Origin of the sequence: Caballeronia sp. GAWG1-5s-s (assembly GCF_023631445.1) — a bacterium.
Classification (GTDB): domain Bacteria; phylum Pseudomonadota; class Gammaproteobacteria; order Burkholderiales; family Burkholderiaceae; genus Caballeronia.
This window is the reverse complement of record NZ_JALQDC010000001.1, coordinates 299,755-319,136: the sequence shown is the minus strand read 5'-3', so window position 1 is coordinate 319,136 and position 19,382 is coordinate 299,755. Positions and strand designations below refer to the sequence as shown.

The following is a 19,382-nucleotide window of genomic DNA, read 5'->3' as shown; positions in this document are numbered from 1 at the left end:
AATTCAATTCAGTTAAATCAGACGCGCTGCACGCGTTCGCCCATCGATGCCAGCCGCGCCATCACGCGCCGGCTCATTTCAGAAAGCGGCGCGATCTCGCTTGCGCCGCCCATTGCAATTGCTTCGCGCGGCATGCCGAACACCACGCAACTCGCTTCGTCCTGCGCGAGCGTGTAGGCGCCCGCCTGCTGCATGTCGAGCAGTCCCGCCGCGCCGTCGCGGCCCATGCCGGTCAGAATCACGCCGATCGCGTTCTTGCCCGCGTGTTGCGCGGCCGAGCGGAACAGCACGTCCACCGAAGGACGATGCCGGTTCACCGGCGGCGCATCCGACAGATGCGCGACGTAGTTCGCCCCGCTGCGCGCGAGCACGAGGTGCGCGTGGCCCGGCGCGATATACGCGTGACCCGGCAATACGCGCTCGCCGTGCTCCGCTTCCTTCACCGTGATGCGGCACAGCCCGTTCAGGCGCTGCGCGAACGACTTCGTGAAGCCCGGCGGCATGTGCTGCGCGATCAGCACCGCGGGCGCGTCGGGCGGCAGCGGCACGAGCACTTCGCGGATCGCTTCCGTGCCGCCCGTCGACGCGCCGACGATCACGAGCTTTTCCGTCGACACGAGCGGGTTGTTGATGAGCGGCGCGGGCTTCGCGCCAGCGTGGCCCGGCGCGCTCGGCGCGCTCGCCGCATGCACGATCTGCCGCACGCGCGCGCGGGAAGCGGCGCGAACCTTGTCGGCGAGCTTCTCGGCGTAATCCAGCATGCCGTCGCGGATGCCGACCTTCGGCTTGGTCACGAAGTCCACCGCGCCCAGTTCCAGCGCGCGCAGCGTGATTTCGTTGCCGCGCTCGGTCAGCGACGACACCATCACGACCGGCATCGGCCGAAGGCGCATCAGCTTTTCGAGGAAGTCGAGTCCGTCCATGCGCGGCATTTCGACATCCAGCGTCAGCACGTCCGGGTTATGCAGCTTGATCAGCTCGCGCGCGACGAGCGGATCGGGCGCGGTCGCGCACACGTGCATGTCGGGCTGCGAGTTGATGATCTCGGTCATCAGGCTGCGCACGAGCGCCGAGTCGTCGACGCACAAAACTTTGATCTTCGGCGCGGCTTCCTTGCCGCCATTCGATGCATTCAACATGCTCACGCCTCCTCCGCGGCCTTCGCGATGCGCGACGTCCGCGCGATTCCGTTGATCGCCCGCGCGGCGGCCGCCGTTCCCGACGCGCCGAACAGTTCGACGCGCGGCTTCGTCGCGGGCGCCGCAGGTGTCGCGCGCTCCACGCCGAACAGTTCCACGCGCGCGCGCGCCCTTGCGAGCCGTTCCGCGCGCTCTTCGGGCGTGCGCTGCACGAGCGCCTGCTCGCGCTCGACGACGACCGGGTCATGCTGCGTCTTCAGCTTCTTGACCATCACCTGTCCCGTGCGCGGCATGAACGCGACCTTGCGCGGATGCATGCCCTGCAAGTCCTCGGCGACGATGCGAATCTTCTCCAGCGCGAGATAGCGCCGCACGAACTCCGAGTTGCGATCGCCGATGTTGATGGTCGTCATGCCGGCCAGCACCGCGCCGCCGCCGAACACCTTCGCCTCGAACCGCTCGCGGCGTCCGCCACGCTTGATGAGCTCGTTGATGAGCACTTCCATCGCATACGCGCCGTAGCGCATCGAGTCCGACGACGCGTGCGACGGATCCGAGCCGTCATCGGGCAGCATGAAGTGATTCATCCCGCCGATGCCCGCCGTGCGATCGTTGATGCACGCCGCCACGCACGATCCGAGCACCGTCACGAGCACCATGTCTTCGCTCGTCATGTAGAACTCGTTCGGCAGCAGCTTCACGCCGGGCTTCTTGAAATGGTTGTCGAAATACAGATTCGACGCGATCGGCAGCCCGCTCATGCCGGCTCTCCCGCCAGCACGCGCTTCGGCGCGGCCGCCGCTTTCGTGTCGCGCGTCAGTTCGTAGACCGTCTGGCCGCGCAGCCGGAACGCCTGCGACACATACGTGAAGTTCTCCGAATGACCGGCGAACAACAGGCCGCCCGGCTTCATCAGAGGCTCGAAGCGCGAGAGCACCTGGCTTTGCGTCGGCTTGTCGAAGTAGATCATCACGTTGCGGCAGAAGATCGCGTCGAACGGGCCTTTCACGTCGTAGCGCGCGTCCGTCAGATTCACGCGGCCGAAGCTCACCAGCGAGCGCAACTCCGGGCGCACCTTGACGAAGCCCGCGTGCGAGCCGGTGCCCTTCAGGAAGAACCGCTTCAGGCGTTCCACCGGCATCGCCTTCACCTGATCGAGCGAATACACGCCCGCGTCCGCCTTGGCGAGCACCTGGCTGTCGATGTCGCTCGCGAACACCGTGCAGTGCCGCGCGGCCTGCTCGCCGAGCGCCTCGACGAGCGTCATCGCGATCGAATACGGCTCCTCGCCCGTCGATGCCGCCGAGCACCACACCGACACCGGCTGCTGGCGGCGCTTCACGAAGTCCGCGAGCAGCGGGAAGTGATGCGACTCGCGGAAAAACGCCGTCAGGTTGGTGGTCAGCGCGTTGACGAAGGCTTCCCACTCGGCGTTGTCGTCGTTGGCTTCGAGACGGTCGAGGTACTGCTTGAACGTGTCCATGCCGCAGGCGCGCAGGCGTCGGGCGAGCCGGCTGTAGGCCATGTCGCGCTTGTGGTCGGACAGCGAGATTCCCGCGCGGCGATGAATCAGCTCGCGAATCCGGGCGAAGTCCGCCACGGTGAATTCGAAATCGCGCTCGACTTCCGGACCGCGTATGCCGCCGGCCAGTTCGACGCGTGCGTTGGTTGCATTACGCGTTGCCATTCTGGTGCCTCTTGCTCTATGTGCGCCTGCCTGCTTGCTTTCCGCTTCTGCGCCGGTCGTGCGCCGGGTTGTTTCCGAATCCGCGCGCTCGACCGGTGCCGGCCGATGCGCTTAGAACGTTTCCCAGTCGCCGTCGTCGGCGGTCGTGGCCTTCGCGCGCGGGGCGGGTGCCGCCGCCGGTGCGCTCACGCGGGGCGCGGCTTTCGCTGCGCTCGCCGGCTTCGCTGCATCGCGGGCCTTATCCTTGATAACGGCCGATTCCGGCGCGACGTTAGGCTGCTCAGCAACTTTCGCTGCGCTCGCGGACGATGCACGCGACGTCGGCTCGACGCGCGTCGCCTTCGCCACGGCGGGCGCCAGGCGCGCAGCCGCGACCGCCGCGCTCGGCTTCGCCGACGCCGGCACGGTTCCCGCGATGCGCCATTGCCCGACGATCTCCTTCAACTGCCGCGTCTGCTCTTCGAGCGTGGCAGCCGCCGACGCCGCCTGCTCGACGAGCGCCGCGTTTTGCTGCGTCACGCTGTCCATCTGCGTCACGGCGCGATTCACCTGCTCGATGCCGTCGGACTGCTCCTCCGACGCCGCGCTGATCTCGCCCATGATGTCGGTCACGCGGCGCACCGCCTGCACGATCTCGCCCATGGTTTCGCCGGCGCGCGTGACGAGTTGCGAGCCGCTCTGCACTTTCTCGGTCGAATCGCCGATCAGCGCCTTGATTTCCTTTGCCGCCGCCGCGCTGCGCTGCGCGAGCGAGCGCACTTCGCCCGCCACGACCGCGAAGCCGCGCCCTTCTTCGCCCGCCCGCGCCGCTTCCACGGCCGCGTTCAACGCGAGAATGTTGGTCTGGAACGCGATGCCTTCGATCACGCCGATGATGTCCACCACCTTGCCCGAGCTGGACGCAATGGCGTTCATCGTATCGACGACCTGCTCGACCACCTCGCCGCCGCGCGACGCGATATCCGACGCGTTCACCGCGAGCTGGCTCGCCTGACGCGCGTTGTCCGCGTTCTGCTTCACCGTGCTCGTGAGCTGCTCCATGCTGGAGGCCGTCTCTTGCAGCGACGCCGCCTGTTCTTCGGTGCGCTGCGACAGATCCGTGTTGCCGCTCGCGATTTCATGCGCGCCGACATCGATGGATTCCGCGCCGCGATGCACCGCGCCGACCATCGCGGTCAGGTTCGTGCGCATGCGCTCGATGCCCGAGAAAAGACGGCCGATCTCGTTCGTGCTGTCCGTGTGCGCCGACTTCGTGAGATCGCCGCGCGAGATGCGCTCGAAGTGTTCCACCGCGTCGTTGATCGGCTGCACGATCAGGCTGCGCAGCGCGAAACGCGTGGCGAAAAGCAGCAGACCGGAGAGCGCGAGCAATCCGCCGATGACCATGCTGAGCGTCGCGTTCTGCGACGCCGCGTTCGCCCGCGACTCTTCCGCGTGCTTCTGCTGGAACGCGACCGCCGCCGTCACCGCCTGATCGAACGCGACGAACATCGGGCTGATCTTGGTATCGGCAATGGCGTGGTACGCGGCCATGTCGTTCGCGCGCATCGCGGCGAACTCCGGCTCGACGCCGGTCTTCATCAGCGTGTCATGCTGCGCGACGAGCGTGTCGAGCGTCGCTTGCGGCAGCATCGGCTTCTTCGTGTCGAGATAGAGCTTCCAGTTCTCGTAGCTCTTGTCGAGCAGGAACTGGCCGCGCTCCATCGCCTTCTTCGCTTCGTCGGCGCTGCCCGCTTCGGTGAGCGAGCGCACGCGGTCGAGCGTGATGCGCGAGCGCAGCAGATACGACGACGTGTCCGCGAGCGCGCGCATCGCCACCATGTCTTCTTTGGCGAGCGAGTCGAGCGAGGCGCTCGCGGAATTGAGGCCGACGAGCGACAGCGCGCCGATGACGGCCGCGCAACCGACGAACAACAGACCGACGAGCGTGAGCGTCGTGCGAATGGACAACTTCTTGAACATGGCTTCCTTTCCTTGGCTCGCGACGCGCGCGGGATGCTTCCGCGCGCCTGTTTAAGCGGCGACGGAGTCGATCAACTCCATCTCGCGGCTGGTCATGAGCTTTTCGATATCCATCAGAATCAGCATGCGGCCTTCGACCGTGCCGAGGCCCGTGAGATATTCGGAGGTGAGCGTCGCGCCGAATTCGGGCGCGGGCATGACCTGGTCTTGCGTCAGCGTGAGCACGTCCGACACGCCGTCCACCACCATGCCGACCACGCGATGCGCGACGTTCAGGATGATGACGACCGTCTGGTTGTCATACTCGACGCGGCCGAGATTGAACTTGATGCGCATGTCCACGATCGGCACGATGATGCCGCGCAGATTGATCACGCCCTTGATGAACGCGGGCGCGTTCGCGATGCGCGTGACGCTGTCGTAGCCGCGAATTTCCTGCACTTTCAGGATGTCGATGCCGTACTCTTCGGCGCCGAGCGTGAAGACGAGGAACTCTTGTCCGGCGGCTTCGGCGTGCTGCGCATCGCGGCGCGACAGTGTTGCGTTTTGAATCGATTGGATGTCTGCCATGAGAAACCCCAGGTTCGGTCGATGTGTTAATGGGTGTGCGAGTGTTGCGCGCGTGATTCGCGGTTGAGCGCGGCCACGTCGACGATCAGCGCGACGCTGCCGTCGCCGAGAATGGTCGCCGCCGAGATGCCGTGCACCTTGCGATAATTCGTTTCGAGGTTCTTCACGACCACTTGCTGCTGGCCGACGAGTTCGTCGATCAGCATGGCCATGCGCCGTCCTTCCGTTTGCAGGATCGTGACGATGCCCTGCGTCGGCTCCGTGCGCGCGCCTTCGACCGAGAACACCTGATGCAGCGCGATCAGCGGCAGATATTCGCCGCGCACGCGCACCACGCGCTCGCCGTTGGCGACCGTGTAGATGTCATCGGCGACCGGTTGCAGCGACTCCATCACGAAGTTGAGCGGCAGAATGAAGATTTCGTTGCCGACCTTCACCGACATGCCGTCGAGAATCGCGAGCGTGAGCGGCAGCACGATCTTCGTGGTCGTGCCCGCGCCCTGGCGCGACATGATTTCGACGTGGCCGCCCATCGACTGGATGTTGCGCTTCACCACGTCCATGCCGACGCCGCGGCCGGAAATGTCCGTCACCTGCTCGGCGGTCGAGAAGCCCGGCATGAAGATGAGTTGCCAGACTTCCTCGTCGGTCATGGAGTCGGAAACCTGCATGCCCTGCTTCTGCGCCTTCGCGAGAATCTTGTCGCGGCGCAGGCCCGCGCCGTCGTCGCTCACTTCGATCACGATGTTGCCGCCGTGATGCGCCGCCGACAGCACGAGCTGGCCGGTGGCGGGCTTGCCCGCCGCGCGGCGCGCTTCCACGGTCTCGATGCCGTGATCGAGCGAATTGCGCACGAGGTGCGTGAGCGGATCGATGATGCGCTCGATCAGGCTCTTGTCCAGTTCGGTCGCCTGACCGAATGTGACGAGTTCCACTTCCTTGCCGAGCTTGCCCGCGATATCGCGGACGAGGCGCGGGAAGCGGCTGAATACGTAATCCATCGGCATCATGCGGATGGACATGACGGCCTCTTGCAGGTCGCGCGCGTTGCGCTCGAGCTGCGCCATGCCGTTGAAAAGACGGTCGTGCAATGCAGGGTCGAACGTGCTCGTGGTTTCGGCGAGCATCGCCTGCGTGATGACCAGTTCGCCGACCAGGTTGATGAGCTGATCGACCTTCTCCACGCCGACGCGAATGGAGCTGCCTTCCGCGGATGCCGCTGCGGCCGGGCGCGCTTTCTTCTCGGCGTCGCCGGTGGCGGCCTTCGGTTGTGCTTCGCGTGACGGGAGGGCGGCAGCAGCTTGCGTTTCCGCATTCGCCGCCGCCTTCGCCGCTTCTTCTTTGTGCTGCGCCGCGGATGCGGGCGCTTCCTGCGCCTGCGATACGGGCGGCTCTGCCTGTAGCGTGTGTTGCTTGGCTTGCGCCGGCTCGGACGCTGCCGACGGCGCAATGTGATGCGCGTCGCCGCGGCCGATCGTGATTTGCGATTCGTCGATCACGAAGCAGCACACGGCCACGATGTCGTCGGACGAGACGTCCGAATCGAGCCAAAGCACGAGTTCGGCGTCGGTCTTCTTCTCTCCGACGATACTGCCCAGGTTCCCCAGCTCCTCGGTCAAGGTCGCCAGGTCCTTCTCGCCCACCCCCCGTAGCGTAATTTTCAGGTGGGGTCCTGCTTCCGCCGCCGGCGTGCCGGCCGCGGTTCCCGCATTCGTTGCATGGGTTGCATTCGTTGCGCCGTCCGTGACTTCGAACGCGCCGTCCCAGTTGCCGTCGTCCTCGATGGCTTCGGCGGCCTGCGCGATCACGTGCGAAGGCGGCGCGTTCGGGCCTTCATAGGCCGGCGCGACGTCCACTTCGCCGATGACAGCCGGCGTGACCGGCTCTTCGACGACAGGCGCGCTCTGCGGCGCGGCGTCTTCGTTCTTCAGGCGTTCCAGCTTCGCGCAGATCGCGGCGGCGGCGGCCGCATCCGGCTCGGCGCTCGCGCGATACGCGGCGAGCTGGTCCGAGAGCACGTCCTTGGTCGCGAGGAACGTGTCGATCATGTCGCGGCGAAGCACGAGCTCGTTGTTGCGCGCGCGATCCAGCAGCGATTCGAGGATGTGCGTCGTTTCGGTGAGCGCGGTGAAGCCGAACGTGGCTGCGCCGCCCTTGATCGAATGCGCCGCGCGAAAGATCGCCGCGAGATCCTCGGGATCCGGATTCGCGATATCGAGGACGAGCAGCAGTTGCTCCATCTGCGCGAGCAGTTCATCGGCTTCGTCGAAGAAGGTTTGATAGAACTGGGTAATGTCGAGTGTCATGCTTGATTCACCGTCGGCGCGTGCGCGCGAGTTGTCTTGGCTGTATCTGTTCGCTTCAGTGCTGCGTGTCTTCGGAGAGCGCGGCGACCACTTCGGTCAACAGGTCCGGATCGAGCGGTTTTTCGATCCAGCCCGTCGCTCCCGCCGCGCGCGCCGCTTCCTTGAACGGCTCGCCGTCTTCCGTGGTCAGCACGAGGATCGGCGTGGCGCGGTAGGCGTGGTTGGCGCGCAGCTCCGCAATCAGGTCGAGGCCGCTCTTTTGCGGCATGTGCTGATCCGTGAGCACGAGATCGAAACGCTCGGCGAGCGCCCATTCGAGCCCTTCGTTGCCGTCGGACGCCACCGTCACCTCGTAGCCCGCCGTCGTCAGCGTGGCAGAGAGGATCTGCCGCATGGCTGCGGAATCGTCGATTGCCAGAATGTTCTTGATCATGTGTCGCCTTTGGGTCTGCGCCTCGCTGCCTCTTGTCCGGATGACGGCGCAAACGTGTGGAGTCTTGAGCGTTTTTTATGCAGATTTGCTCGCAGCACGCTTATTTCCGCGCCACGCCCGGCACGATCCGGCCGAGAAGCGGCGTCGCGCCGGGCGCGAAGGCGTCCGAAGCGTTATCCAGCGTCGCGGCCGCGCCGCCGTCGTCGCGCAGCATCGACGCTTCCGCGCGGTGATTCAGCACGATGATGCTGATGCGCCGGTTCTCGGGATCGAGCGGGTCTTGCTTGTTCAGGTTTTGCGTGGACGCGAGGCCGAGCACGCGCAGCACCTTCGCTTCGTCCATGCCGCCCGCGACCAGCTCGCGCCGCGACGCGTTCGCGCGGTCCGCCGACAGTTCCCAGTTGCTGTAGCCCTTTTCGCCGCCCGCGTACTTCACGGCGTCGGTGTGGCCCTGCACGACGATGCGGTTCGGCACGTCGTTCAACGTCCGGCCGATTTCGCGCAGGATGTCGCGCATGTACGGCTGCACGCTGTTGCTGGAGAGCGCGAACATCGGGCGCTTCTGGGTATCGACGATTTCGATGCGCAGGCCCTGCTGCGTCGACTGGATGCGGATCTGCTGCTTGAACTGGTGCAGCGTCGGATTGGCTTCGAGCGCGGCCATCAGCTTGACCTGGAGGTCGTGAAGACGGGCCTGCTCGCGCCGTTCCAGTTCGCCTTGCGCGGCTTTCAGCAGTTCTTCGTCCGCTTTCGCGGTCGGGCTTTGCGCGAATTGCGTCTTGCCGTCCGAACTGCGGGCATCGCCCGGATCGTTGCTCGAAATGTCGCGCCCGCCGCCGGTGATGATGCTGTTGTCCATGCCGACGCTCTTGCCGCCGACCATCGCCGCCTTGAGCGGCATGTTGAAGTACTCCGCGATGCCGCGCCGCTGCACGGGCGAGGTCGACGAGAGTAGCCACATCAGCAGGAAGAACGCCATCATCGCGGTCATGAAGTCCGCGTACGCCAGCTTCCACGCGCCGCCGTGGTGGCCCTTGCGGCCCGCGACGATGCGCTTGATGAAGATGGGACGGTCTTTTTCGCTGCTCATCGCAGGGCTCCGGTCGGGGTCGCGAAAACGAGGCGCGTCACTTCGCCTTCACCCGGCGCACGTGCTCTTCCAGTTCGGAGAACGACGGGCGCTCGGTGGAGAACAGCACCTTGCGGCCGAACTCGACGGCGATCGCCGGCGCGTAGCCGTTCAGGCTCGCGAGAATCGTCACCTTGATGCACTGGAACATCTTCGTCTGCTCGGCGACGCGCTGCTCCGCGACGCTCGCGAGCGGCCCGATGAAGCCGTACGAAATGAGAATGCCGAGGAACGTGCCGACGAGCGCCTGCGCGATCATTTCGCCGAGAATGGCGGGCGGCTGATCGGCGGAGGCCATCGTGTGCACGACGCCCATCACGGCCGCGACGATGCCGAACGCGGGCATCGCGTCGCCGACTTTTTGCAGCGCCAGCGCGGGCGCTTCGCCTTCGACGTGATGCGTCTCGATCTCTTCGTCCATGAGGCTTTCGATTTCGAACGCATTCATGTTGCCGCCGACCATGAGCCGCAGATAATCGGTCATGAACTCGACGATGTGATGATCCGCGAGCAGCTTCGGGTACTGGCTGAAGATCGGGCTCTTGTGCGGGTCTTCGATGTCGGCTTCGAGCGTGAGCGTGCCTTCTTTGCGCGCCTTCGCGAGCAGCACGTAGAGCAGGCCCATCAGCTCCATGTACACGTCCTTGTTGTACTTGGAGCCTTTGAAGAGCGTGGGAATGACGAGCAGCGTCGACTTGATGGTCTTGACGCCGTTGCCGAGAATGAAGGCACCGATGCCCGCGCCGGCGATCATCAATATTTCGACCGGCTGTACGAGCGCGCCAAGATGGCCGCCTTCGAGCGCGTAACCGCCGAAAACGGACAACAATGTCACGAGCGTTCCAACGAAAATCAGCACAGTCGGGTCCTCAGGGTTGGGAATGCGGATTGGCCGGCGTACATGCGCGGTTAAGACTGTTTACGGCACCCGGCTGGAAAACTTTGGGCGGGCTGGCGGTGGGCGGCGGGCGCGGATGAAAGGCACGGGCGGAGCACGGTTGTTTCGCCGACATAGGCAATAGCGCCTCCCGATGGCCGCGACAGCCGATCGCGCGATCGACTCCGGTCGAAGTCGCGCGACGGACTGGATCAGTCAGACGCACTCACTCGTCGATGCCACTTCGCCGCTTTGAACCGCCGCGTCGACACGCACGACTCCCGGCTCTGTCTGCGCGAGCGCCGGGCGCTTGTCCTTGTCTGCAAGCGAAGCCAGGATCGTGTGGTCGTCGAAACGGAAGCGGCACAGCACGTGACTCGACGTCGCAATCTTCACCGCCTGCGCGAGCGTCAGCGACGACACAAGCTCGGCTACCTCGTCGGACAGCCCGAGGCGATGCATCGCCAGGACGCGGTCTTCCCGAAGCAGCCGCTGCGCGAGCAGCACATACGACAAGTTCACCTCGCGGATTTCCGCGAGCGTGCTCATGGTGGTGGCCGTCATTTTTCCCCCGAGTCATTGCATGGCTGGTCAGGCCCAGCGGGAAACGTTTGCTCGGACGCGCTCAATCGCGAGGCGTCCGGCCCCGCTCGTCTTGTCGCGCCGATTTTCCGACAGCGCGTTGCTTGCCACTATCGGAAAAAGCTGCCGACGCGCCGACAGACTTTCGCCCGAAATCGTGTAGGAAAAGTTCGTACATGCGCAGTCGAATTCGCTGCGCGTCGGCAAACGCCTTTATCGGCAGCGGCCGGACAGACTTGAGGCCGGCGCGGGCACGTCGCGTGCTACGGGGTGCCTCGCCGCTCGCATTGCCAGTCGAAATCGTCTCCTTCGACCGCTTGAGTGCAATTTTTGACTTCGTAACAGCCGGTGTTTCGCGCTGTAACAAGGTTAAGCGATTGAAAAATGACGTGAAATGCCGCTCTCGATCCCGATAATGAACGTAAGGGATAACCCGGTCGAGAGCCGGGCCGATCTTTGGGCGGCGTGAGCGACACACCGCGGCCCGCCCGAATGGCATCGCGCAACGCTCGACCGGAGCGCCACAGCGGTGTCCACACAACAGCTTTCATGGCCCATCGGCGCCGACCGCGCCCCAAGCGGCCACTCAGGAGAGTCACGTTATGCGAATCGCACAAATTGCACCGTTGCACGAAGCAGTTCCTCCGAAGTTTTACGGCGGCACTGAGCGCGTGGTGTCTTACCTGACGGATGCGCTCGTCGACCTCGGCCACGATGTAACCTTGTTCGCAAGCGGCGATTCGCAAACCCGGGCGACGCTCGACGCGGCCTGGCCGCGCGCCCTGCGACTCGATCCCACGATCCGCGATCCGCTCGCGCCGCACATGCTGCTGCTCGAAACGGTCCGCCGCCGCGCGCACGAGTTCGACGTGCTGCACTTTCACCTCGACTACATGCCGTTTCCGCTGTTCACGCAGCTGGACACGCCGTTCGTGACCACGCTGCACGGCCGTCTCGACCTGCCCGAGCTCCAGCCGATCTTCAACACGTTCACGAAGGCGAACGTCGTTTCGATCTCGGACAACCAGCGCGGACCGCTGCCGCAGGCAAACTGGCTGAACACGGTGTATCACGGCCTGCCGGACGATCTGCTGACGCCGCAGCCGCACAAGAAGCCGGAATATCTGGCGTTCCTCGGCCGGATCTGCCCGGAAAAACGCGCGGACCTCGCCATCAAGATCGCGGCTCAGAGCGGTCTGCCGCTGAAGATCGCGGCGAAGGTGGACAAGGTCGATCAGGACTATTTCAAGTCGACGATCGAGCCGCTGCTGTCGCAGGCGCACGTCGAGTTCATCGGCGAGATCAACGAGGCGCAGAAGCCCGAATTCCTCTCGGGTGCCAAGGCGCTGCTCTTCCCGATCGACTGGAACGAGCCGTTCGGCCTCGTGATGATCGAAGCGATGGCGTGCGGAACGCCAGTGATTGCCTTCAACCGCGGTTCGGTGCCGGAAGTCATCGATCACGGCGTGACCGGCTTCATCTGCGAGGACGTGCCGGGCGCGGTCGGCGCGCTGCATCGCATCGACGAGCTCTCGCGCACCGAGATTCGCGCGCAGTTCGAGCGCCGCTTCAGCGCAAAGACGATGGCGCAGAACTATGTCGACACGTACACGGCCATGCTTCAGGCCGCGAAGCGTCCGGTGCTGCGTCAGGTCGCCGTCGGCTGATCGCGCACAGCTTGCCACTCTCGAATGCCGCCCAATGGGCGGCATTTTTTTCGCCTGGCCGCTGACGCCGTCCGCTTCGTAACAAGGAGGAATCCGAACATCGCTGCGTCGAGCGTGAAATGCCCGTGAATCGACCAATTTTGACAGTCCGTAAAAACTGCCGCCCTTAAACTGCGCTCGGCAAGGGCAATAGGCTTTCTTGCGTCAAATCAAAGGTCTCTCACATTTCACGAAGGCAAGATCATGCATTTGTCGAAGCGTCTCGGCGCTGAAGTTTTCGGTACTTTCTGGCTCGTGCTGGGCGGCTGCGGAAGCGCCGTGCTGGCCGCCGGCTTTCCGCACATGGGCATCGGGTTCGTGGGCGTCTCGCTCGCGTTCGGACTCACCGTGCTCACCATGGCCTACGCCATCGGACACGTGTCCGGCTGCCATTTGAACCCGGCCGTGAGCGTCGGGCTGGCCGTCGCGGGGCGCTTTCCCGTGCGCGACCTCGGGCCGTACATCGTGGCGCAGGTGGTGGGCGCAACGCTCGGTGCATTGGCGCTCAAGCTGATCGCCACCGGCATGCCCGGCTTCGATCTGGTCGGCAGCGGCTTCGCCGCGAACGGTTTCGGCGAGCACTCGCCGGGCCACTACACCGTGTTCGCGGCGCTGGTCTGCGAATTCCTGATGACGTTCTTCTTCCTCTTCGTCATTCTCGGCGCAACGGATGATCGCGCGCCGAAGGGCTTCGCGCCGATCGCCATCGGCCTGTGCCTGACGCTCATTCACCTGATCTCGATTCCGGTCACGAACACGTCCGTGAACCCGGCTCGTTCTACCGGCCCGGCGTTCTTCGTCGGCGGCTGGGCGCTGGATCAGCTGTGGCTGTTCTGGATCGCGCCGATCGCAGGCGCTATCGTCGCGGGCGTGCTGTATCCGCTGCTGGCTTCGGATTCTGAAGCGCGCAAACTTGGCGCTGTCGCGCAATAAGTCGCGGGGTCGGTCATGCGAAACGGGCGCTTCGGCGCCCGTTTTGTTTTGCGCCCGGCGCGCGCGGATTAAAAGCGCGCGACAGTTGTAATGGCGAATTACGTAGCATGCTTACTATTTCTTCTGCAAGCGCGCGCTCCGAAGCGCAAAGCCCCGCCGGACAAGGCTCGCGCGTATCTCATCGCAATCGAAAAGGGCTTACGCCCCGCTTGCACCCGGTAACAAGTCGTCGAAGCGTGTAAGACGGCGGGCGCTTACATTGAACTCATGCGACACACGTCGCCTTCCAGGAGAAACACAATGAAGCGCATCGTCACTCGATTGCTCGTCGCGACCGGTCTTATCATCGGCGCAGTGGGAGCGGCTCAGGCCCATACCGATCTTCACGTCGGCGTTTCGCTCGGCGCGCCTGCCTATGCCGCTCCCGCGCCCGTGTATGTGAGGCCCGCCTCGCCGCAATATCGCTCGCCTTACTGGCGTCACGAGGAACCGCGCTGGCATCGTGACTACGGTCACGACAACGGGCGCTGGAACCGCGCCGGTTGGGACCACGGCCGTTCGAACGACTGGGGCCGCCGCGGCTAACCACAACGCCGAGCGCTAAACGGTAGGCGCTTGAAAGAGTTAGCGCGACGACGCGATGTCGTCGCGCAGATCGAACAGCTTGCGCAGATGATGCGCGACGCCCGCCTCGAAGTTGTTGCCGATGCGCGGCACATGCGGCAGGCGCGTGATCAGGTCCGGATTCGCGTTGTTCATCATGAACGGATGGCCGGCGGTTTCCAGCAGGTCGATGTCGTTCATGTTGTCGCCGAACGCGACGCATTGCGCGGGATCGATATCCAGCCGCTCCAGCACATAACGCAGCGCGCGGCCCTTCGACACATCGGACGTCATCACTTCGAGGCAGTCCGGCAGCGAATACGTGACATACAGGGCATCGCCGAATTCGCTTTCCAGATTCGCGGCGACGTGCTTCAGGTCCGCCGGCTCGCCGATGTACAGCACCTTCGCGATGTTTTCGCCGTCATGCTCGCGCAAATCCATGACTTCGTACTTGAAGCCGGAGTCCTGATGAAAGACGAGCAGTTCGGGCGCGTGGCGGTCGATGAGCCACGCATCGTCGGCGAACAGATTCACGATCACGCGGCCATGCGCGCCCGCGACATCCGGCTGCACGAGGCGTCGCACGGCGGCAGGCGCAAGATCGCGCGAGTAGATGCGCTCGTCGCCGGGCGCATGCACGCGCGCGCCGTTGGACGTGATCAGGTACGCGTCGATGCCCAGCAGATCGCGGATGCCGGCCACATCGCGATAATGCCGCCCCGTCGCGATGATGACCGGCACGCCGCGCCGTGCGAGCGTGCGCAGCGTCTCTGCGGTGAACGGGTCGAGCTGGTGATCGCTGTTGAGAAGCGTCCCGTCGAGATCAGTTGCGATGACCGAATACATGGCTGCCCTGTTTGAGCGGAGAAAAACGCCCGCGAAGCTGACTATTCTATCGCGGCTCTTTCCCGGGCCGCCCCGCCGCGCCGCCCGGCGCCACCGCGCGCCGCGCCAGTTCGAGCGCACCCGCGGCCGAATCCGCGCGGGGTCGGCGAAGGCGCTCGCGCAACGATATCGGCACGAAAGGCTCATATGGCGCCGCCAGTCCGCCGCAAAGCGCGACCGGCAATTTGCCGTCTCGATCCAGCGCCGCGACGAGCAGTTCGATTTCGCGCCCCGCCTGCTCCAGCAACTGCGCCGCCGACGGATGATCGCGGTATTCGAACACGCTCGGCGCGAGCGTGGCGTACGCGGTCTGGTTCGACGCGCACAGCCACACGACGAGGCTGTCGCGATCCGTCGCGCCAGTGAGTTGCAAGAGCGCGCGAGACCAGTCATCGGCCGGGACTCGCCCGTCCAGCACGCGCTGAAGATGGACCACCGCGCGCAGGCCGAGCCACGCGCCGCTCGCTTCGTCGCCGCTCGGAAAGCCGTATCCGCCCGCGATGCGGCAGACGCCCTCCTCGTCCAGCGAAGCCGCGATGCTGCCCGTGCCAAGCGCGACGATCACGCCCGGTCCGCCGCCGTGCGCGCCGAGGACGGTGGTGTACGCGTCGCTTTCCACGCTCAACGCGTGGACCGGCGGAGCCATGCTCAAGAAAGCCGCGAGCCAGTCCGCGTTGTTGACGCCCGCGAGGCCGCAGCCGAGCGAACAGGCGCGCCAGTCGAAGGCGAGACCGGCTGCATCGGAAGCACGATTGCAAGCATCGCCGATAGAACGCCACGCCGCTTCGACGCCCAGCGCCAGCCCCGAAGGACCGCCGCTCGCGCGGGCCAGCTCGACGCCGTGCGCGTCCGCGAGAATCACGCGCGTGCCGCTTCCGCCGCCATCGATGCCGAGCAGGAAACCGTTGAAATCCGAATCCGAGAAAGTGTTCATGGCCGCAAGCATAGCGGCGACGGCGGCACGCGCCAATTAGCCGAATGGCAGAGTGGCGCGGCAATCGCGTTCGGCTATGCTGGCGCGACCGAAACGAGGATTTGCAATGGCAGCCACCGAACCGACACGCTGCGCCTGGGCCACCACCGAGGCCATGGCGCATTACCACGACACCGAATGGGGCGTCCCGTCCCGCGACGACCGTCATCTCTTCGAAATGCTGGTGCTCGAAGGCGCGCAGGCCGGTCTTTCATGGTCGACGATTCTCAACAAGCGCGAGGGTTATCGCGCGTTGTTCGCGGGCTTCGACATCGACAAGGTCGCGCGCTTCACGGACGCGGACATCGAGCGGATCGTCGGCGATGCACGCGTGGTTCGCAACCGGGCGAAGATCGCGTCCGCCGTCATCAATGCGCAGGCGGTGCAGCGCATTCAGGCCGAGCACGGCTCCTTCGCGGACTTCGTGTGGTCGTTCGTGAACGGCGCGCCTATCGACACCCCGCGCGATGCGAACAATCCGACGCCCGCCTCGACGCCCGAGTCGGATGCGCTGAGCCGAGCGCTCAAGCAGTACGGCTGCAAGTTCGTCGGCACGACCATTTGCTACGCCTTCATGCAGGCGACGGGCATGGTGAACGATCACGCCGTGGGCTGTATCTCGCGCGTCAAGCCTAAGACAAAGCGCAAATCGCCGGAAAAAACGACACCTTCAGCCTAATCCGAGGCAGGCGATTTTTGCTTTTTGGCAACATTCTTGCCGCAAAAGCGCGTTCATTAGGGAAAGTCCTCATCGCAGGCGTTTTTTTGCAGTGAAGCATGCCGCCAGCCGCGCCGTTTCAAGCGCGGAGCATGCTTCTGCCGCACTGCACGAACGTCCGTGTCGTGTAAAAATGGCGTTCTCGCGTGCGCTGCCGCACCTTTTTACCGAGCCGTGCCGTTATAACTGACGGTGTGCGGATCGTTCACTGAGTGGAGAGATCCGCCGCGAGTACACGGACACGCGAATGCGCGTGTCCCTAGGCCGGGAAAAACAACGTGCTCGAAGCAGTAGCCGGTCGGCGTGCGCGCCGTCCGACGCCGCAGGTGCAGGTTGCTCGAAACTCAACGCATGGCCGCTGCGCAGGGGCGCAGGGGAGAAAGATCATGAAAAGCCTGAACTTCCTGACGCATCAGGAGATTTTTGACAACGCGGTGCAGCATCTCTTCACGCAGGGACAAGCCGCTTTGCTGCCTCACGGCGGCGGCGCGTATCGCGGATACTGCGGCGGCTGCCCGATCGGGAGCCTCATCAAGCCGCGCGACTACGTGACGGCCATGGAAGGCGTGCCGATCCGCTATATCGGGAAATCGCCCGAGTCGGTGCCGGCGTACATGGATGTCGGCGTCGCGGCGCTCAAGCGCGCTCTGCTGCGCGCGCGCATCAACGTCTTCGATCCGACCACCGTCGAACTGCTCTCGTGCCTGCAGAACGTGCACGACGTCTTCGGCAAATGGGAGTGGCGCGAGCGTCTCACGTCGATTGCGCGGCAGTTCGGTCTGTCGGCCGAGCTCCTGAAAACGGCTGCGTAACGGTGCGGGTGCCGTATGTTGAGCCCTGTCACGATGTTGAGCGCGAACGAGATCTTCCATCGCGTGAGCGCGCATTTGCTGGCGCAGCGCGCCGTCTCGGAAGATGACAACGGGTCGTGCCGCTTAAGAGGCGCGCACGGCCGCAAGTGCGCGATCGGATCGCTGGTGCGTGACGATGTCTACGAAGCGGAGCTCGAAGGCGTCGGCATCTCGTACTATCGGCATGCGCATGACGGCAAGCTGCTGCGCGCGCTGTATGCGTCGAACGTGAATGCTTACGATCCGGCCATCATCGATCTCTTGATGGAACTGGAGCAGATTCACGACGACGCCAGCGTGGACGAGTGGCCGCACTTGCTGGGCGCACTCGCTAAGCGGCACGCGTTCGCCTGAGCAGGAACGCAGAAAAAAACGGCGGTGCGCCCTCACGGGTCGCACCGCCGTTTTGCCTTCGCGGACCGAGAGGAAACCGGCCCGGCGTAAAGACGCTTTAGTGCATCTTCTTCGGCAGCATCTGGCTACGCAGGCGCTTGCGCAGGCGGGCAACGGCCGCGGCCTTCTTGCGCTTGCGCTCGGTGGTCGGCTTTTCGTAGGACTGGCGCTCGCGCAGTTCTGCGATCAGGCCGTTCTTTTCGATGGTGCGGCGGAAGCGCCGAATCGCGACATCGAACGGCTCGTTTTCTTTGAGGACAATAGTGGTCATGACAATCCTGATTTGCTAAACGTATTTCTAAGTGCGCAACGGAAAAACCCGCCGCGCGCCGGCACTCCGATCGTCCGCCGGGCGCCTAAAAGGACGCAGCGGACACGAGCAAAGCGGCCACGGAGGCCGGAAAAGAGAGAGCTGGGATTCAACCGCAAAGCGGCATGTGCGCACGAAAGGACCGCCTGAACGCACACTTTCGGCGCCGTTCTCCGCTGGCGATTAACGTTTTGACGTTGTCATTTTCAGCGGAGCGGACGCAAAAATCGGCCGAAAAATCGGGCACATTTCTCGATTCGGGCGCGATGTTACCAGAACACCGCGCCTGTGCCAACTCTTCGAAGCACGGCAACTCGTTGATGCAACAGATTTATTTCTGCCAGGCGCTGGCTTCGTCCAGTTCCGCCACTTCCTCCGGATCGAGCTCGAGGCGCGTGGCCGCCGCGAGACTCTCCAGTTGCTGCACGGACGTGGCGCTCGCAATCGGCGCGGTCACGCTCGGCCGCGCGATGACCCACGCGAGCGCAATGGTCGCCGGCGTGGTGTCGTGGCGCTTCGCGGCTTCATCGAGCGCATCGAGAATCTTGAGGCCGCGCTCGTTCAGATACTTCTCGACGCGCGAGCCGCGCGCCTTGCCCTGCATGTCTGCTTTGGAGCGGTACTTGCCCGACAGAAAGCCGCTCGCCAGGCTGAAATACGTGACGACCGCGACCTTGTGCGCTTCGGCGACGGGTTCGAGGTCCGTCTCATAGCCTTCGCGGTCGTAGAGGTTGTACTCCGGCTGCAGGATCTGATACGCCGGCAGCGACGATTCCTTCGCGACTTTCAGCGCTTCTTGGAGCCGCGCGCCGGTGTAGTTCGACGCGCCGATCACCCGCACCTTGCCCGCCTGAATGAGCTTCTGGTAGGCGCCGAGCGTTTCGTCGAGCGGCGTCTTGTCGTCGTCCAGATGCGAGAAGTAGACGTCGATGTAATCGGTCTTCAGACGCCGCAGCGAATCGTCCACGGCCGCCGCGATGTTCGCCGCCGAAAGCCCCTTGCGCGTGCTCAGCATGCCGACTTTCGTCGCCAGCACGATCTTGTGGCGCTTGCCGCTTTCCTTGAACCACTTGCCGATGATCGTTTCCGATTCGCCGCCGTGGTGCCCTTCGACCCAAGCGGAGTACACGTCCGCCGTGTCGATGAAATTGAGGCCGTGATCGACGAACGCGTCGAGGATGGAGAACGACGTGCGTTCGTCCGCGGTCCAGCCGAACACGTTGCCGCCGAAGACGAGCGGCGCGACGTTCAGATCCGATGTGCCGATGCTGCGAGTTTGCATGGAGTACTCCGCGTGAGTAGAGGACGTTCGGGAAGGATAC

20 protein-coding genes are annotated in these 19,382 nt (G+C 64.5%); 6 read left to right on the top strand and 14 right to left on the bottom strand.

Features of this window, described 5'->3' with window-relative positions; all coding sequences use genetic code 11:
- Positions 1–17: 17 nt before the first annotated feature.
- From NCR34_RS01515 to flhD, 10 genes are all read right to left on the bottom strand, one after another.
- Positions 18–1,139 (bottom strand): protein-glutamate methylesterase/protein-glutamine glutaminase, encoded by a 1,122-nt coding sequence (locus NCR34_RS01515; protein WP_248320945.1) that lies wholly within the window; start codon positions 1,137–1,139, stop codon positions 18–20.
- A gap of 2 nt (positions 1,140–1,141) precedes the next feature.
- Positions 1,142–1,900, bottom strand: coding sequence for a chemoreceptor glutamine deamidase CheD (gene cheD / locus NCR34_RS01510; RefSeq protein ID WP_248320943.1), 759 nt, complete (start codon positions 1,898–1,900; stop codon positions 1,142–1,144).
- Positions 1,897–2,826 (bottom strand): CheR family methyltransferase, encoded by a 930-nt coding sequence (locus tag NCR34_RS01505; RefSeq protein WP_175939052.1) that lies wholly within the window; start codon positions 2,824–2,826, stop codon positions 1,897–1,899. Before NCR34_RS01505 ends, cheD begins: the two co-directional genes overlap by 4 nt.
- A 111-nt stretch (positions 2,827–2,937) precedes the next feature.
- On the bottom strand, positions 2,938–4,788 hold the full coding sequence (locus NCR34_RS01500; protein ID WP_248320941.1) for a methyl-accepting chemotaxis protein: 1,851 nt from the start codon (positions 4,786–4,788) through the stop codon (positions 2,938–2,940).
- Between the two features lie 51 nt (positions 4,789–4,839).
- Positions 4,840–5,358: a chemotaxis protein CheW gene (cheW, locus tag NCR34_RS01495; RefSeq protein WP_175939048.1), complete on the bottom strand. Its 519-nt coding sequence runs from the start codon at positions 5,356–5,358 to the stop codon at positions 4,840–4,842.
- Between the two features lie 26 nt (positions 5,359–5,384).
- A complete protein-coding gene (gene cheA / locus NCR34_RS01490; RefSeq protein WP_248320939.1) occupies positions 5,385–7,664 on the bottom strand; it encodes a chemotaxis protein CheA in 2,280 nt (759 codons plus the stop codon).
- Positions 7,665–7,719: 55 nt separating this feature from the next.
- Positions 7,720–8,097 (bottom strand): response regulator, encoded by a 378-nt coding sequence (locus tag NCR34_RS01485; protein WP_175939044.1) that lies wholly within the window; start codon positions 8,095–8,097, stop codon positions 7,720–7,722.
- Positions 8,098–8,197: 100 nt separating this feature from the next.
- The gene (gene motB / locus NCR34_RS01480) at positions 8,198–9,187 is read right to left on the bottom strand and encodes a flagellar motor protein MotB (RefSeq protein ID WP_248320937.1); all 990 of its coding nucleotides are present in this window, start codon (positions 9,185–9,187) and stop codon (positions 8,198–8,200) included.
- Between the two features lie 37 nt (positions 9,188–9,224).
- Positions 9,225–10,085 carry a flagellar motor stator protein MotA gene (gene motA / locus NCR34_RS01475; protein WP_206467376.1) on the bottom strand — a complete coding sequence of 287 codons (861 nt, stop codon included), beginning with the start codon at positions 10,083–10,085 and terminating at the stop codon, positions 9,225–9,227.
- 234 nt (positions 10,086–10,319) lie between these two features.
- Positions 10,320–10,667 carry a flagellar transcriptional regulator FlhD gene (gene flhD / locus NCR34_RS01470; RefSeq protein ID WP_248320935.1) on the bottom strand — a complete coding sequence of 116 codons (348 nt, stop codon included), beginning with the start codon at positions 10,665–10,667 and terminating at the stop codon, positions 10,320–10,322.
- Positions 10,668–11,287: 620 nt separating this feature from the next.
- Between flhD and NCR34_RS01465 the strand changes: the two genes are divergently transcribed.
- The 3 genes from NCR34_RS01465 (at position 11,288) to NCR34_RS01455 (ending at position 13,909) form a co-directional block, all read left to right on the top strand.
- Positions 11,288–12,352, top strand: coding sequence for a glycosyltransferase family 4 protein (locus NCR34_RS01465; protein WP_175939037.1), 1,065 nt, complete (start codon positions 11,288–11,290; stop codon positions 12,350–12,352).
- Positions 12,353–12,595: 243 nt separating this feature from the next.
- Positions 12,596–13,324, top strand: coding sequence for an aquaporin Z (gene aqpZ, locus NCR34_RS01460; protein WP_248320933.1), 729 nt, complete (start codon positions 12,596–12,598; stop codon positions 13,322–13,324).
- A gap of 300 nt (positions 13,325–13,624) precedes the next feature.
- On the top strand, positions 13,625–13,909 hold the full coding sequence (locus tag NCR34_RS01455; RefSeq protein ID WP_248320932.1) for a hypothetical protein: 285 nt from the start codon (positions 13,625–13,627) through the stop codon (positions 13,907–13,909).
- A gap of 39 nt (positions 13,910–13,948) precedes the next feature.
- Here the strand turns inward: NCR34_RS01455 and NCR34_RS01450 are convergent, their stop codons facing one another.
- Positions 13,949–14,776, bottom strand: a complete 828-nt coding sequence (locus NCR34_RS01450; protein ID WP_248320930.1) for a Cof-type HAD-IIB family hydrolase — start codon at positions 14,774–14,776, stop codon at positions 13,949–13,951.
- Positions 14,777–14,822: 46 nt separating this feature from the next.
- The gene (locus NCR34_RS01445; RefSeq protein WP_248320928.1) at positions 14,823–15,749 is read right to left on the bottom strand and encodes a glucosamine kinase nucleotide-binding domain-containing protein; all 927 of its coding nucleotides are present in this window, start codon (positions 15,747–15,749) and stop codon (positions 14,823–14,825) included.
- Positions 15,750–15,855: 106 nt separating this feature from the next.
- On the opposite strand from NCR34_RS01445, the gene NCR34_RS01440 reads away from it, so the two are divergent.
- The 3 genes from NCR34_RS01440 to NCR34_RS01430 all read left to right on the top strand — a co-directional run bounded on the left by NCR34_RS01440 (position 15,856) and on the right by NCR34_RS01430 (position 17,711).
- Positions 15,856–16,467 (top strand): DNA-3-methyladenine glycosylase I, encoded by a 612-nt coding sequence (locus tag NCR34_RS01440; RefSeq protein ID WP_248320927.1) that lies wholly within the window; start codon positions 15,856–15,858, stop codon positions 16,465–16,467.
- Positions 16,468–16,892: 425 nt separating this feature from the next.
- Positions 16,893–17,318 (top strand): hypothetical protein, encoded by a 426-nt coding sequence (locus NCR34_RS01435; protein ID WP_248320925.1) that lies wholly within the window; start codon positions 16,893–16,895, stop codon positions 17,316–17,318.
- A gap of 15 nt (positions 17,319–17,333) precedes the next feature.
- Positions 17,334–17,711 (top strand): hypothetical protein, encoded by a 378-nt coding sequence (locus tag NCR34_RS01430; protein ID WP_248320923.1) that lies wholly within the window; start codon positions 17,334–17,336, stop codon positions 17,709–17,711.
- A 97-nt stretch (positions 17,712–17,808) separates the two neighbouring features.
- On the opposite strand, the gene rpsU is transcribed toward NCR34_RS01430, so the two are convergent.
- Together rpsU and NCR34_RS01420 are read right to left on the bottom strand one after the other, a co-directional pair.
- The gene (gene rpsU, locus NCR34_RS01425) at positions 17,809–18,021 is read right to left on the bottom strand and encodes a 30S ribosomal protein S21 (protein ID WP_159837708.1); all 213 of its coding nucleotides are present in this window, start codon (positions 18,019–18,021) and stop codon (positions 17,809–17,811) included.
- A 370-nt stretch (positions 18,022–18,391) separates the two neighbouring features.
- A complete protein-coding gene (locus NCR34_RS01420; RefSeq protein ID WP_248320921.1) occupies positions 18,392–19,342 on the bottom strand; it encodes an aldo/keto reductase in 951 nt (316 codons plus the stop codon).
- Positions 19,343–19,382 lie beyond the last annotated feature (40 nt).

Bases quoted from the DNA above. Each gene is read 5' to 3' on its own strand.
- flhD (WP_248320935.1), bottom strand. From the start codon at position 10,667: ATGACGGCCACCACCATGAGCACGCTCGCGGAAATCCGCGAGGTGAAC.
- NCR34_RS01455 (WP_248320932.1), top strand. From the start codon at position 13,625: ATGAAGCGCATCGTCACTCGATTGCTCGTCGCGACCGGTCTTATCATC.
- NCR34_RS01440 (WP_248320927.1), top strand. From the start codon at position 15,856: ATGGCAGCCACCGAACCGACACGCTGCGCCTGGGCCACCACCGAGGCC.
- cheD (WP_248320943.1), bottom strand. From the start codon at position 1,900: ATGAGCGGGCTGCCGATCGCGTCGAATCTGTATTTCGACAACCATTTC.
- NCR34_RS01465 (WP_175939037.1), top strand. From the start codon at position 11,288: ATGCGAATCGCACAAATTGCACCGTTGCACGAAGCAGTTCCTCCGAAG.
- NCR34_RS01515 (WP_248320945.1), bottom strand. From the start codon at position 1,139: ATGTTGAATGCATCGAATGGCGGCAAGGAAGCCGCGCCGAAGATCAAA.
- aqpZ (WP_248320933.1), top strand. From the start codon at position 12,596: ATGCATTTGTCGAAGCGTCTCGGCGCTGAAGTTTTCGGTACTTTCTGG.
- cheW (WP_175939048.1), bottom strand. From the start codon at position 5,358: ATGGCAGACATCCAATCGATTCAAAACGCAACACTGTCGCGCCGCGAT.
- NCR34_RS01450 (WP_248320930.1), bottom strand. From the start codon at position 14,776: ATGTATTCGGTCATCGCAACTGATCTCGACGGGACGCTTCTCAACAGC.
- NCR34_RS01485 (WP_175939044.1), bottom strand. From the start codon at position 8,097: ATGATCAAGAACATTCTGGCAATCGACGATTCCGCAGCCATGCGGCAG.
- NCR34_RS01430 (WP_248320923.1), top strand. From the start codon at position 17,334: ATGTTGAGCCCTGTCACGATGTTGAGCGCGAACGAGATCTTCCATCGC.
- NCR34_RS01500 (WP_248320941.1), bottom strand. From the start codon at position 4,788: ATGTTCAAGAAGTTGTCCATTCGCACGACGCTCACGCTCGTCGGTCTG.
- NCR34_RS01445 (WP_248320928.1), bottom strand. From the start codon at position 15,749: ATGAACACTTTCTCGGATTCGGATTTCAACGGTTTCCTGCTCGGCATC.
- NCR34_RS01505 (WP_175939052.1), bottom strand. From the start codon at position 2,826: ATGGCAACGCGTAATGCAACCAACGCACGCGTCGAACTGGCCGGCGGC.
- rpsU (WP_159837708.1), bottom strand. From the start codon at position 18,021: ATGACCACTATTGTCCTCAAAGAAAACGAGCCGTTCGATGTCGCGATT.
- motB (WP_248320937.1), bottom strand. From the start codon at position 9,187: ATGAGCAGCGAAAAAGACCGTCCCATCTTCATCAAGCGCATCGTCGCG.
- NCR34_RS01435 (WP_248320925.1), top strand. From the start codon at position 16,893: ATGAAAAGCCTGAACTTCCTGACGCATCAGGAGATTTTTGACAACGCG.
- cheA (WP_248320939.1), bottom strand. From the start codon at position 7,664: ATGACACTCGACATTACCCAGTTCTATCAAACCTTCTTCGACGAAGCC.
- NCR34_RS01420 (WP_248320921.1), bottom strand. From the start codon at position 19,342: ATGCAAACTCGCAGCATCGGCACATCGGATCTGAACGTCGCGCCGCTC.